At 45.9% G+C, this 13,412-nt stretch carries 7 protein-coding genes, 4 tRNA genes and 3 rRNA genes; 9 read left to right on the top strand and 5 right to left on the bottom strand.

The window, feature by feature from the left end; genetic code table 11:
• Positions 1 to 133: 133 nt before the first annotated feature.
• Positions 134 to 1,342 carry an IS4-like element ISVsa5 family transposase gene (locus tag VTAP4600_RS11820; RefSeq protein ID WP_001339197.1) on the bottom strand — a complete coding sequence of 403 codons (1,209 nt, stop codon included), beginning with the start codon at positions 1,340 to 1,342 and terminating at the stop codon, positions 134 to 136.
• Between the two features lie 404 nt (positions 1,343 to 1,746).
• Between VTAP4600_RS11820 and VTAP4600_RS11810 the strand changes: the two genes are divergently transcribed.
• The 7 genes from VTAP4600_RS11810 to VTAP4600_RS11780 all read left to right on the top strand — a co-directional run bounded on the left by VTAP4600_RS11810 (position 1,747) and on the right by VTAP4600_RS11780 (position 7,349).
• Positions 1,747 to 3,291: ribosomal RNA gene (locus VTAP4600_RS11810) — 16S ribosomal RNA — on the top strand.
• Positions 3,292 to 3,361: 70 nt separating this feature from the next.
• A tRNA-Ile gene (locus VTAP4600_RS11805) sits at positions 3,362 to 3,438 on the top strand.
• 41 nt (positions 3,439 to 3,479) lie between these two features.
• A tRNA-Ala gene (locus tag VTAP4600_RS11800) sits at positions 3,480 to 3,555 on the top strand.
• Between the two features lie 337 nt (positions 3,556 to 3,892).
• Positions 3,893 to 6,784 (top strand): 23S ribosomal RNA (locus VTAP4600_RS11795).
• 192 nt (positions 6,785 to 6,976) lie between these two features.
• Positions 6,977 to 7,092 (top strand): 5S ribosomal RNA (rrf, locus tag VTAP4600_RS11790).
• The 16S, 23S and 5S rRNA genes sit together here with 4 tRNA genes alongside, the layout of an rRNA operon.
• Before the next feature lie 67 nt (positions 7,093 to 7,159).
• Positions 7,160 to 7,236, top strand: a tRNA-Asp gene (locus VTAP4600_RS11785).
• Between the two features lie 36 nt (positions 7,237 to 7,272).
• Positions 7,273 to 7,349 (top strand) — tRNA-Trp (locus tag VTAP4600_RS11780).
• 286 nt (positions 7,350 to 7,635) lie between these two features.
• Here the strand turns inward: VTAP4600_RS11780 and VTAP4600_RS11775 are convergent.
• From VTAP4600_RS11775 to rdgC, 4 genes are all read right to left on the bottom strand, one after another.
• A complete protein-coding gene (locus tag VTAP4600_RS11775) occupies positions 7,636 to 7,890 on the bottom strand; it encodes a YfhL family 4Fe-4S dicluster ferredoxin (protein ID WP_102522976.1) in 255 nt (84 codons plus the stop codon).
• Between the two features lie 268 nt (positions 7,891 to 8,158).
• Positions 8,159 to 8,389: a hypothetical protein gene (locus tag VTAP4600_RS11770; RefSeq protein WP_102522975.1), complete on the bottom strand. Its 231-nt coding sequence runs from the start codon at positions 8,387 to 8,389 to the stop codon at positions 8,159 to 8,161.
• A 312-nt stretch (positions 8,390 to 8,701) separates the two neighbouring features.
• Complete coding sequence (gene trhP, locus VTAP4600_RS11765) at positions 8,702 to 10,081, bottom strand: prephenate-dependent tRNA uridine(34) hydroxylase TrhP (RefSeq protein WP_102522974.1); 1,380 nt, start codon at positions 10,079 to 10,081, stop codon at positions 8,702 to 8,704.
• 208 nt (positions 10,082 to 10,289) lie between these two features.
• Positions 10,290 to 11,201, bottom strand: coding sequence for a recombination-associated protein RdgC (rdgC, locus tag VTAP4600_RS11760; protein WP_102522973.1), 912 nt, complete (start codon positions 11,199 to 11,201; stop codon positions 10,290 to 10,292).
• A gap of 193 nt (positions 11,202 to 11,394) precedes the next feature.
• Here rdgC and phoB point away from each other — a divergent pair, with 193 nt between their 5' ends.
• The gene (gene phoB / locus VTAP4600_RS11755) at positions 11,395 to 12,084 is read left to right on the top strand and encodes a phosphate regulon transcriptional regulator PhoB (protein ID WP_102522972.1); all 690 of its coding nucleotides are present in this window, start codon (positions 11,395 to 11,397) and stop codon (positions 12,082 to 12,084) included.
• 24 nt (positions 12,085 to 12,108) lie between these two features.
• Positions 12,109 to 13,410 (top strand): phosphate regulon sensor histidine kinase PhoR, encoded by a 1,302-nt coding sequence (phoR, locus tag VTAP4600_RS11750; RefSeq protein ID WP_102522971.1) that lies wholly within the window; start codon positions 12,109 to 12,111, stop codon positions 13,408 to 13,410.
• Positions 13,411 to 13,412: the final 2 nt, after the last annotated feature.

Raw genomic sequence — 13,412 nt, 5'->3', positions numbered from 1 at the left:
CCGCTCTCGTTGTCACAAACAAGCTTTTAAGCAATTGAGGCAACAGGTTATTAAGATGAAAGAAAGTGTTTGACACTGACTCTTATATCGATAGAATAACCGTCCGATTCAAGCGTAGCTCTGAGAGATCCCCTCATAATTTCCCCAAAGCGTAACCATGTGTGAATAAATTTTGAGCTAGTAGGGTTGCAGCCACGAGTAAGTCTTCCCTTGTTATTGTGTAGCCAGAATGCCGCAAAACTTCCATGCCTAAGCGAACTGTTGAGAGTACGTTTCGATTTCTGACTGTGTTAGCCTGGAAGTGCTTGTCCCAACCTTGTTTCTGAGCATGAACGCCCGCAAGCCAACATGTTAGTTGAAGCATCAGGGCGATTAGCAGCATGATATCAAAACGCTCTGAGCTGCTCGTTCGGCTATGGCGTAGGCCTAGTCCGTAGGCAGGACTTTTCAAGTCTCGGAAGGTTTCTTCAATCTGCATTCGCTTCGAATAGATATTAACAAGTTGTTTGGGTGTTCGAATTTCAACAGGTAAGTTAGTTGCTAGAACCCATGGCTCCTTTGCCGACGCTGAGTAGATTTTAGGTGACGGGTGGTGACAATGAGTCCGTGTCGAGCGCTGATTTTTTCGGCCTTTAGAGCGAGATTTATACAATAGAATTTGGCATGAGATTGGATTGCTTTTAGTCAGCCTCTTATAGCCTAAAGTCTTTGAGTGACTAGATGACATATCATGTAAGTTGCTGATAGGTTTCCAGTTTTCCGCTCCTAGGTCTGCATATTGTACTTTTCCTCTTACTCGACTTAACCAGTACCAACCCAGCTTCTCAACGGATTTATACCATGGCACTTTAAAGCCAGCATCACTGACAATGAGCGGTGTGGTGTTACTCGGTAGAATGCTCGCAAGGTCGGCTAGAAATTGGTCATGAGCTTTCTTTGAACATTGCTCTGAAAGCGGGAACGCTTTCTCATAAAGAGTAACAGAACGACCGTGTAGTGCGACTGAAGCTCGCAATACCATAAGTCGTTTTTGCTCACGAATATCAGACCAGTCAACAAGTACAATGGGCATCGTATTGCCCGAACAGATAAAGCTAGCATGCCAACGGTATACAGCGAGTCGCTCTTTGTGGAGGTGACGATTACCTAACAATCGGTCGATTCGTTTGATGTTATGTTTTGTTCTCGCTTTGGTTGGCAGGTTACGGCCAAGTTCGGTAAGAGTGAGAGTTTTACAGTCAAGTAATGCGTGGCAAGCCAACGTTAAGCTGTTGAGTCGTTTTAAGTGTAATTCGGGGCAGAATTGGTAAAGAGAGTCGTGTAAAATATCGAGTTCGCACATCTTGTTGTCTGATTATTGATTTTTCGCGAAACCATTTGATCATATGACAAGATGTGTATCCACCTTAACTTAATGATTTTTACCAAAATCATTAGGGGATTCATCAGAGCGTAGCTTAAATCGGAAAGCTCTTTAACAATTTAAACCTATCAATCTGTGTGGGCACTCGTTGATGATAATCAAAAAAGTTTTTACCTCGGTAAAAACAGTTTCTTCGGAAACAACTTTGGTTTCAATGAACTGAGTGACCAATACGAAATTAAGTTTACTTAATTTTGGCACAGTCAATTCATTACCATTCTGTTGGAATGGTAATAGCTTTAGAATTACATGTTTCTGTTCTTTTTCGAAAGAGCGGTAAATATTAGTTTTGAAGTCAGTATTCATTGAGCCGACAAAATCTTAAATTGAAGAGTTTGATCATGGCTCAGATTGAACGCTGGCGGCAGGCCTAACACATGCAAGTCGAGCGGAAACGAGAAGTAGCTTGCTACTTCAGCGTCGAGCGGCGGACGGGTGAGTAATGCCTAGGAAATTGCCCTGATGTGGGGGATAACCATTGGAAACGATGGCTAATACCGCATAATGCCTTCGGGCCAAAGAGGGGGACCTTCGGGCCTCTCGCGTCAGGATATGCCTAGGTGGGATTAGCTAGTTGGTGAGGTAATGGCTCACCAAGGCGACGATCCCTAGCTGGTCTGAGAGGATGATCAGCCACACTGGAACTGAGACACGGTCCAGACTCCTACGGGAGGCAGCAGTGGGGAATATTGCACAATGGGCGCAAGCCTGATGCAGCCATGCCGCGTGTATGAAGAAGGCCTTCGGGTTGTAAAGTACTTTCAGCAGTGAGGAAGGGGTGTACGTTAATAGCGTGCATCTTTGACGTTAGCTGCAGAAGAAGCACCGGCTAACTCCGTGCCAGCAGCCGCGGTAATACGGAGGGTGCGAGCGTTAATCGGAATTACTGGGCGTAAAGCGCATGCAGGTGGTTCGTTAAGTCAGATGTGAAAGCCCGGGGCTCAACCTCGGAACTGCATTTGAAACTGGCGGGCTAGAGTACTGTAGAGGGGGGTAGAATTTCAGGTGTAGCGGTGAAATGCGTAGAGATCTGAAGGAATACCAGTGGCGAAGGCGGCCCCCTGGACAGATACTGACACTCAGATGCGAAAGCGTGGGGAGCAAACAGGATTAGATACCCTGGTAGTCCACGCCGTAAACGATGTCTACTTGGAGGTTGTGGCCTTGAGCCGTGGCTTTCGGAGCTAACGCGTTAAGTAGACCGCCTGGGGAGTACGGTCGCAAGATTAAAACTCAAATGAATTGACGGGGGCCCGCACAAGCGGTGGAGCATGTGGTTTAATTCGATGCAACGCGAAGAACCTTACCTACTATTGACATCCAGAGAAGCCAGCGGAGACGCAGGTGTGCCTTCGGGAACTCTGAGACAGGTGCTGCATGGCTGTCGTCAGCTCGTGTTGTGAAATGTTGGGTTAAGTCCCGCAACGAGCGCAACCCTTATCCTTGTTTGCCAGCGAGTAATGTCGGGAACTCCAGGGAGACTGCCGGTGATAAACCGGAGGAAGGTGGGGACGACGTCAAGTCATCATGGCCCTTACGAGTAGGGCTACACACGTGCTACAATGGCGCATACAGAGGGCAGCCAACCAGCGATGGTGAGCGAATCCCAAAAAGTGCGTCGTAGTCCGGATTGGAGTCTGCAACTCGACTCCATGAAGTCGGAATCGCTAGTAATCGTGAATCAGAATGTCACGGTGAATACGTTCCCGGGCCTTGTACACACCGCCCGTCACACCATGGGAGTGGGCTGCAAAAGAAGTAGGTAGTTTAACCCTTCGGGGAGGACGCTTACCACTTTGTGGTTCATGACTGGGGTGAAGTCGTAACAAGGTAGCCCTAGGGGAACCTGGGGCTGGATCACCTCCTTATACGAAGATTTTCACGATGAGTACCCACACAGATTGATATGGTTTGAAAAAGCAAAAGAGTTTTAATGTTGGGTCTGTAGCTCAGCTGGTTAGAGCGCTCGCCTGATAAGCGGGAGGTCGGTGGTTCGAGTCCACTCAGACCCACCAATTTCTTTCCCAAAAGAAATTGGCAATAACATTAAACATCTGGGGCTATAGCTCAGCTGGGAGAGCGCCTGCCTTGCACGCAGGAGGTCTGCGGTTCGATCCCGCATAGCTCCACCATCTTTAAACGCATTAGCGATAGTGTTTTTAAAAATGGTTTCGTTTCAATAGAAACAAACTTTTGCTCTTTAACAATTTGGAAAGCTGACGAATAACGACTGTGATTAGTTGTTATTCAAATTTAAAAGTTCTCAAATCCTATGACTCTTTAAGAGTGATAGGTACCAACACACATTCAAGTGTTCTTGGGTTTTCATGTAAATGAAAACATATTTGAGTCCGGCAAAATCGAACGTCTCTCACTCATAAAATAGAGAGACAACCTTGGTTGCTGGTTTGTCTTCACTTTAAAAAGTGAAAGCAAACAATCCATACATAAGACCTCTTGGGGTTGTATGGTTAAGTGACTAAGCGTACACGGTGGATGCCTTGGCAGTCAGAGGCGATGAAGGACGTATTAACTTGCGATAAGCGTAGATAAGGCAGTAAAAGCCACTTGAGTCTACGATTTCCGAATGGGGAAACCCGGCCGCATAAGCGGTCATCTCTTAGTGAATACATAGCTAAGTGAAGCGAACTCGGGGAACTGAAACATCTAAGTACCCGAAGGAAGAGAAATCAACCGAGATTCCGAAAGTAGCGGCGAGCGAAATTGGATTAGCCCTTAAGCTTTTAATGATGCAGACGAAGACTCTGGAAAGTGTCGCAGTAAAGGGTGATAGCCCCGTAGTCGACGCATCATAATCAGTGAAAACGAGTAAGGCGGGACACGTGATATCCTGTTTGAATATGGGGGGACCATCCTCCAAGGCTAAATACTACTGACTGACCGATAGTGAACCAGTACCGTGAGGGAAAGGCGAAAAGAACCCCTGTGAGGGGAGTGAAATAGAACCTGAAACCGTGTACGTACAAGCAGTAGGAGCCCACTTGTTGGGTGACTGCGTACCTTTTGTATAATGGGTCAGCGACTTAATTTTAGTAGCAAGGTTAACCGTTTAGGGGAGCCGTAGGGAAACCGAGTCTTAACTGGGCGCTCAGTTTCTAGAATTAGACCCGAAACCAGGTGATCTACCCATGGGCAGGTTGAAGATTGAGTAACATCAATTGGAGGACCGAACCGGCTAATGTTGAAAAATTAGCGGATGACTTGTGGCTAGGGGTGAAAGGCCAATCAAACCTGGAGATAGCTGGTTCTCCCCGAAAGCTATTTAGGTAGCGCCTCGGACGAATACTATTGGGGGTAGAGTACTGTTAAGGCTAGGGGGTCATCCCGACTTACCAACCCTTTGCAAACTCCGAATACCAATAAGTAATATCCGGGAGACACACGGCGGGTGCTAACGTCCGTCGTGGAGAGGGAAACAACCCAGACCGCCAGCTAAGGTCCCAAATTACTACTAAGTGGGAAACGATGTGGGAAGGCTCAGACAGCCAGGATGTTGGCTTAGAAGCAGCCATCATTTAAAGAAAGCGTAATAGCTCACTGGTCGAGTCGGCCTGCGCGGAAGATGTAACGGGGCTAAGTAGTAAACCGAAGCTGCGGCTGCACACTTTTAGTGTGCGGGGTAGGGGAGCGTTCTGTAAGCGGTTGAAGGTGGTCTGTAAGGGCTGCTGGACGTATCAGAAGTGCGAATGCTGACATGAGTAACGATAAAGGGAGTGAAAAACTCCCTCGCCGGAAGACCAAGGGTTCCTGTCCAACGTTAATCGGGGCAGGGTAAGTCGACCCCTAAGGCGAGGCCGAAAGGCGTAGTCGATGGGAAACGGGTTAATATTCCCGTACTTCTTATAATTGCGATGGGGGGACGGAGAAGGCTAGGTGGGCCTGGTGATGGTTATCCAGGTTCAAGTGCGTAGGCGGATGGTTTAGGTAAATCCGGACCGTCATTAACGCTGAGACACGATGTCGAGCAACTACGGTTGTGAAGTCATTGATGCCATGCTTCCAGGAAAAGCCTCTAAGCTTCAGATTATAAGAAATCGTACCCCAAACCGACACAGGTGGTCGGGTAGAGAATACCAAGGCGCTTGAGAGAACTCGGGTGAAGGAACTAGGCAAAATGGTACCGTAACTTCGGGAGAAGGTACGCTCTTGGCGGTGAAGTCCCTTGCGGATGGAGCTACTAGGAGTCGCAGATACCAGGTGGCTGCAACTGTTTATTAAAAACACAGCACTGTGCAAAATCGTAAGATGACGTATACGGTGTGACGCCTGCCCGGTGCCGGAAGGTTAATTGATGGGGTTAGACTTCGGTCGAAGCTCTTGATCGAAGCCCCGGTAAACGGCGGCCGTAACTATAACGGTCCTAAGGTAGCGAAATTCCTTGTCGGGTAAGTTCCGACCTGCACGAATGGCGTAATGATGGCCACGCTGTCTCCACCCGAGACTCAGTGAAATTGAAATCGCTGTGAAGATGCAGTGTACCCGCGGCTAGACGGAAAGACCCCGTGAACCTTTACTACAGCTTGGCACTGAACATTGACCCTACATGTGTAGGATAGGTGGGAGCCTTTGAAACTTCGTCGCTAGATGGAGTGGAGGCAATCTTGAAATACCACCCTTGTATGCTTGATGTTCTAACGTCGGTCCCTTATCGGGATTGCGGACAGTGCCTGGTGGGTAGTTTGACTGGGGCGGTCTCCTCCCAAAGAGTAACGGAGGAGCACGAAGGTGGGCTAAACACGGTTGGACATCGTGTGGTTAGTGCAATGGCATAAGCCCGCTTGACTGCGAGAATGACAATTCGAGCAGGTGCGAAAGCAGGTCATAGTGATCCGGTGGTTCTGAATGGAAGGGCCATCGCTCAACGGATAAAAGGTACTCCGGGGATAACAGGCTGATACCGCCCAAGAGTTCATATCGACGGCGGTGTTTGGCACCTCGATGTCGGCTCATCACATCCTGGGGCTGAAGTCGGTCCCAAGGGTATGGCTGTTCGCCATTTAAAGTGGTACGCGAGCTGGGTTTAGAACGTCGTGAGACAGTTCGGTCCCTATCTGCCGTGGGCGTTGGAAAATTGAAAGGGGCTGCTCCTAGTACGAGAGGACCGGAGTGGACGAACCTCTGGTGTTCGGGTTGTCATGCCAATGGCATTGCCCGGTAGCTAAGTTCGGAATCGATAAGCGCTGAAAGCATCTAAGCGCGAAGCGAGCCTTGAGATGAGTTTTCCCTGGCACTTTAAGTGCCCTAAAGGGTTGTTCAAGACTAGAACGTTGATAGGCAGGGTGTGTAAGTGCTGCGAGGCATTGAGCTAACCTGTACTAATTGCCCGTGAGGCTTAACCATACAACACCCAAGGGGTTTTGATTGGACTCAAAGCAAGAACATAATTGAATGTGTAGAGAACGATTAAATGCGAAGTACTAAATGCTAAAAGCGAAGTATGGAGCAAAAAACAGCTTTCCAGATTATAAGTCCGAAGTCTTGTCTTTAAGCACTTAGCTTTTAGAACTTAGCACTTCGAACTTGAAGAATTTGCTTGGCGACCATAGCGTTGCGGACCCACCTGATTCCATGCCGAACTCAGAAGTGAAACGCAGTAGCGCCGATGGTAGTGTGGGGTTTCCCCATGTGAGAGTAGGACATCGCCAGGCTTTAAATTTAATCTTTAGATTGACCAATCTAAAGATATGAACACTCACTTTGTGAGTATTCCACTGCGGAGTGGTAGTTCAGTTGGTTAGAATACTGGCCTGTCACGCCGGGGGTCGCGGGTTCGAGTCCCGTCCACTCCGCCACTTATTCAAGAGTTTCAGCTCTTTAAAACTGAAGATAGGGGTGTAGCTCCAATTGGCAGAGCAGCGGATTCCAAATCCGCGTGTTGGGAGTTCGAATCTCTCCACCCCTGCCATATTTAAAAAGGCTCTAGTCGAAAGACTAGAGCCTTTTTGCATTCTTGAAGTAAAATATCGTGTAAACCATTTTGGCAAAGCAGCGGATTCCCCTAATTCACAAAAGCAGCGCGTGTTGGGAGTTCGAATCTCTCCACCCCTGCCATATTAAAGAAGGCTCTAGTCGAAAGATTAGAGCCTTTTTGCATTCTGTGAAGAATAAATTTGATGGTTCTGTCATGAGACTGAGGCACAAAAAAGCCCGCTAGTTTTTTACTAGCGGGCTTTTTCACTTGTTTGGGGTGTTTAAGCTAAACCTTGAATAATGACAAACTTTTCAAGTAATTCTTCTTCTGTTTCTACGTGCTTTGGATCGGTGATAATGCACTTAGTAATAGGGCATACAGACTGGCAGGTCGGTTTATCGTAGTGGCCTTTGCACTCAGTACACAACAATGGGTCGATTTCATAGATGCTATCACCCATAGTAATCGCGCCATTAGGGCACTCAGGATCGCACATATCACAGTTAATACATGATTTTTGTATTAGTAGGGCCATAGTTAACTTACCTATTAAAGTCGTAATAATGGCTTCGCGTGTATTAATACATCCTGCATACGTCCAATGTTCATTGAAATCACTGGTATTTCGATGAACACTCACACAGCTAAACCGATAAATGCTTGTTGGTACTCGTCCATACAACAAACACACAAAGCGCGTTGTTGGCTTTGTTATTTTTCAAGCGGCGAAGTGTACCATAAAAGGGGAGTTAGCCAAATGAGGTTATAGCTAATGACAGTCTGGTTAATGTATGTGCAATTAACTAGGCTGCGAGTTTTATTTGTATCCACGCGGCAAAGTCATCGGCGCTGATATCATCGCTAGTTCGCGATACTAATGAAAGAATGTGCTGGGCTTGAGAAGCCGTGAATTCATGATTGGTCAATACAGCCCATCCTCGAATAACCGCACGGCCACCAGAACGCTCGACAGATTCTAAAATGATCTGAGCACAAGTCTCGCTGTAGGTTTCAATTTTATAGATATCACTCATAGTGCTACCCCATCTTTAATAAGTACATCGGGTTAGAGCTGTTGTATAACTCTGAATATCGGCAAGGTATCTGATTGCATATAAATACATGCACACAAGATGCCAAAATCATTGAATAATAATCTTGATCGTAAATGACTGATAAAACAATTAATTAGAAATACAAATGCGATCTGGTACAAATAGAGGCGGGTTTAAAGAGGCAAAGTTGAGATCTAACGCTCGCTGAATGGGAGTAATTACCAATTTGCGTTGCAAAAAGCAAAGCCTGCTGATGAGCAGGCTTTATTATAGGTTATAGAGAAGCTTAGCTTATTTACCGGTAGGGTTACGAGTATCTTGGCCAGAATTTAGGTTACGCATAAGCAGCCCGAATTCTAAGTCCATATCTTCAGGCATTGGAATGAACACAAAGTGGCCATTGCCTTTTGCATCGTCAATCACTTCAGACTTGCGGTTTTCCATTCGCTCTAACGTAAATACAACGTTTCCGTTTGGCGTCATTAGCTCTAAGCTGTCACCAACAAGGAATTTGTTTTTTACTTCCACTTCAGCAAGGTCGCCACGACGCTTACCTGTAAACTCACCAACAAATTGCTGAGCATCAGATACTGAGTAGCCATAATCGTAGTTTTGATAAGTATCATGGGTATGACGGCGTAAGAAGCCCTCAGTGTATCCACGATGAGCTAGGCTCTCTAGCGTACCCATTAGGCTCTCATCAAATGGCTTGCCTGCTACCGCATCATCAATGGCTTTACGATATACCTGAGCAGTACGAGCGCAGTAATAGAATGACTTAGTACGGCCTTCGATTTTAAGTGAATGAACACCCATCTTAGTCAAACGTTCTACGTGTTGTATCGCACGTAGATCTTTAGAGTTCATGATGTAGGTGCCGTGTTCGTCTTCGAACGCAGCCATTTTTTCTTCAGGGCGGTGGCTCTCAGAAAGCAGCACCACTTCGTCAGTTGGCTTGCCTAGACCTAGTGTATTGTCTGGGCGCTCTTCTGCTTCTTGGATTTGAACTGAAGCATCTTGAACTTCAACAATTTGACCGGCTTCGTCTTCTTTTGCTTCTTCTACTTTGTATTCCCAACGGCATGCGTTAGTACAAGTACCTTGGTTTGGATCGCGCTTGTTAATGTAACCAGAGAGTAAGCAGCGGCCAGAGTATGCCATGCAAAGTGCACCGTGAACGAAGATCTCTAATTCAGTCTCAGGGCAATGCTCACGAACTTCTTCAATCTCTTCGAGTGAAAGCTCACGAGATAAGATGACACGTTCGATACCTTGACTAGACCAAAACTTAACCGTCGCCCAGTTTACAGCATTCGCTTGAACCGATAGGTGAATTGCCACATCAGGAAAAGATTCGCGAACCAACATGATCAAACCAGGATCAGACATAATCAACGCATCTGGTCCCATTTCAACAATTGGCTTTAAATCGCGAATGAAGGTTTTTAGCTTAGAGTTGTGTGGTTGAATATTACAAACAACGTACAGCTTTTTACCTTGAGCATGGGCTTCATCGATACCAATTTTTAGGTTGTCGTGGTTAAACTCGTTATTACGTACACGTAGGCTGTAGCGAGGCTGGCCGGCATAAACTGCGTCTGCACCGTAGGCAAATGCGTAGCGCATGTTTTTAAGGCTACCCGCTGGGGATAAAAGTTCTGGTTTAAACATTGCTCAATTCTCTTCTGATCTCAAGTCAGTCCAATACCAATACGTGGTATTAGTGGGGCGAAAATTTTACGCTAAATGTGTAAAAGAGGAAAGAGAAGAAGTAGAAAGAGTACTTTGTCGGTAGAAACTAAAAAAGAAAAAAGCCAGAGCAAGATGTCCTTGTTCCGGCTTTATCGTATCGAGTAGCGAAGCCATTTAGCTTCGGGCTCTACTCAGCCTTTGGCAGACCACCTAGCGTGTCAAACAGGTTTGGCAAAAATGCGCCAAGTTCACTACACATTAGAGAGAAATCTGCATCAAAGCGAGCGGCTTGATCTTCTCGTGGGATATCTTCATTTTGGTCTTTTAGTTCATCGCTAAACTTAAGGCGCTTCACACTGCAATCGTCAGCTAAAACAAATTCAATACGATCTTGCCAATTGATGGCTAGTTTAGTTACCACCTTATTAGCTTCAATATGCGACTGAATTTCATCTGCGCTCAATTCTTGTTTCTTACAGTGGATGATGCCGCCATCTTCTAGTAAAGATTTGAGTTCAGCTTCATCAAGCATGGTAATGCCTGATGGAGTATTACCAGTCTTAACCCACTCAGTGAGCGTGGTTTCAATTGCTTGTTCTGGAATAGCCGGAACAACAGGTAAGCTACCCATGGTTTTACGTAATAGAGCTAATACATCTTCTGCTTTTTTGTAGCTACTAGCATCAACCAAGATGAAACCTTGTTCAGGTAAAATCAGTACGAACGTGTGGTTGCTACGGCTAAATGCGCGTGGAAGCAGGTCGATAATGATGTCGTCTTTTAAATTGTCTTTTTCTTTTTTCTTTAAAGGGCGGCCTTCTTGGGCTTCCATCATGTCAATCTTTGCTGCTAGCGAATCTTTGATGACCGACGCTGGCAACATTTTTTCTTCTTTCTTGGCACAGATTAGAATGCGGTTTTCAGACACATGAGTCATCATATCGCCGTGTCTGCCCATAGCTGTTGTCCAGCCAAATTTTTGTTTGTCTTGGCTACCACACGGTGTAAAACGAAACTCTTGCAGTTGCGTTTCAAGTTGTTCGGCGTTGAATTCGATATCACGGTTAAAGCGATACACTAAACAGTTTTTAAACCACATACGTTTTACTCATATTCTGTGTTTGAACGGCAAATGATAGGGGATTTTTCGTCTCTTGTCCTAAAGCAATTTAGAAAAAAGTGAATGAAATTCTAAAGAAAGTTATGTGAAAAATTCTTTGCAAGGGTCACAAAAGTGTCATAATTGTTGCTGATAATGCATGACGTTGATTAATACTAAAGGTAATTAAATTATGTCTAGAAGGATTCTGGTTGTTGAGGACGAAGCTCCTATTCGCGAGATGCTGTGTTTTATACTTGAACAAAAAGGTTACCAAGCAGTCGAAGCCGAAGACTACGATACTGCTGTAGAAAAACTGTGTGAACCATTTCCAGACCTTATTTTGCTAGATTGGATGCTTCCTGGTGGTACAGGTATCAACTTTATCAAGCACTTGAAGCGCGAGGAGCTGACACGGAATATCCCTGTAGTCATGTTAACGGCCCGCGGTGAAGAAGAAGATAAAGTTCGTGGGTTGGAAGCGGGAGCTGATGACTACATCACTAAGCCGTTTTCACCAAAAGAGTTAGTAGCACGGCTTAAAGCGGTAATTCGTCGGGTAACGCCAACCGCTTTGGAAGATGTAATTGATGTTCAAGGCTTGAAGCTTGATCCTGTTTCTCACCGAGTAACGGCGAACGAAGAAGCGCTTGATATGGGTCCGACTGAATTTAAAATGCTGCATTTTTTTATGACGCACCAAGAGCGTGTTTATAGCCGAGAGCAGCTATTGAACAACGTTTGGGGCACCAACGTGTATGTAGAAGATCGCACCGTAGATGTGCATATTCGACGTTTACGTAAAGCATTAGAAGGTGCAGGTCATGACAAATTAGTACAAACGGTACGTGGAGCGGGTTATCGCTTCTCTACTCGCGCATAACGATGGAGGCTCCCGGAGCATTCGATGGTTGAAAGGTTAACTTGGAAGAAGCTAGTCTGGTCGTTGGCTTTCTTTTATGCCCCTTGGGTGATAGTCGGCTGGATCTTTGGCTATATGCCGTGGCTATTGCTAATAGCGACGGTTTTGCAGCTTGTTTGGCAACTGCATAACCAAGTTCGCTTATCGACTTGGCTTTGGGACGACAAACGCTTAACACCGCCAGCTGGAACCAGCCAGTGGGAACCGTTGTTTAATGGTATTTATCGAATTCAACAACGTCAGCGTAAGAAACGCAAAGAGCTGACTAATTTAATTCGTCGTTTCCGCAATGGTGCTGAATCTTTGCCGGATGCTGTCGTGGTATTCCGCAGTGAAGGTAATATTGTTTGGTGTAATAAACTGGCTCAACATTTACTGGGTTTCCGATGGCCCGATGATTCTGGTCAGCCTATCTCTAACTTGATCCGCACACCTGATTTTATCAAGTATCTGGCGAAGCAAGATTTTTCTGAACCGTTAGAAATGCACTCTCCGCTTAATGTAGAGCGTATGCTAGAGCTGCGTATAGTACCCTATACCGAAGGCGAGCACTTAATGGTTGTCCGCGATGTTACTCAGCTTAAGCAGCTAGAAGGAATGCGTCGTAACTTCTTTGCTAATGTTTCCCATGAATTACGCACACCAATGACCGTATTGCAGGGGTACTTAGAGATGACGCAAGACCCTGAAATGCTGGTTGGCCCTATGTGGGGGAAAGCCCATGGTGTCATGACTGAGCAACTCAATCGTATGAACAGCTTAGTTAACCAGTTGCTGACCCTATCTAAAATTGAAGCGGCGCCAATGCATGAGCTTGAAGATATCGTGCATGTACCCGCGATGTTAGATGTATTAGAAAAAGAAGCCGTTGCGTTAAGTGGTGAGAATGATCACCAGCTTCAATTTGAGATAGATACTAGCTTACACGTTTATGGCGATGAAGATCAGCTACGAAGTGCCATTTCAAATCTCGTTTATAACGCGGTGAAATACACGCCAGCAGGTGCGAAAATCAAAGTAACATGGAAGAACACCGCAAATGGAGCGAAGCTTGAGGTAGCCGATACAGGAGATGGTATTGAAGCGCAGCACTTACATCGCTTAACTGAAAGGTTTTATCGAGTTGATAGAGCTCGCTCAAGAGAAACTGGCGGTAGTGGTTTAGGCCTCGCGATTGTGAAACATGCGCTAACACACCATGATTCTCACTTAGAGATTTACAGTGAAGTTGGCAGGGGCAGTCGATTCACTTTCACATTGCCTAGTCGTTTGGTTGTGGTTAAATGAAG

Origin of the sequence: Vibrio tapetis subsp. tapetis, from assembly GCF_900233005.1 — a bacterium.
Lineage (GTDB): Bacteria > Pseudomonadota > Gammaproteobacteria > Enterobacterales > Vibrionaceae > Vibrio > Vibrio tapetis.
This window is presented reverse-complemented; position numbering and strand designations above follow the sequence as displayed.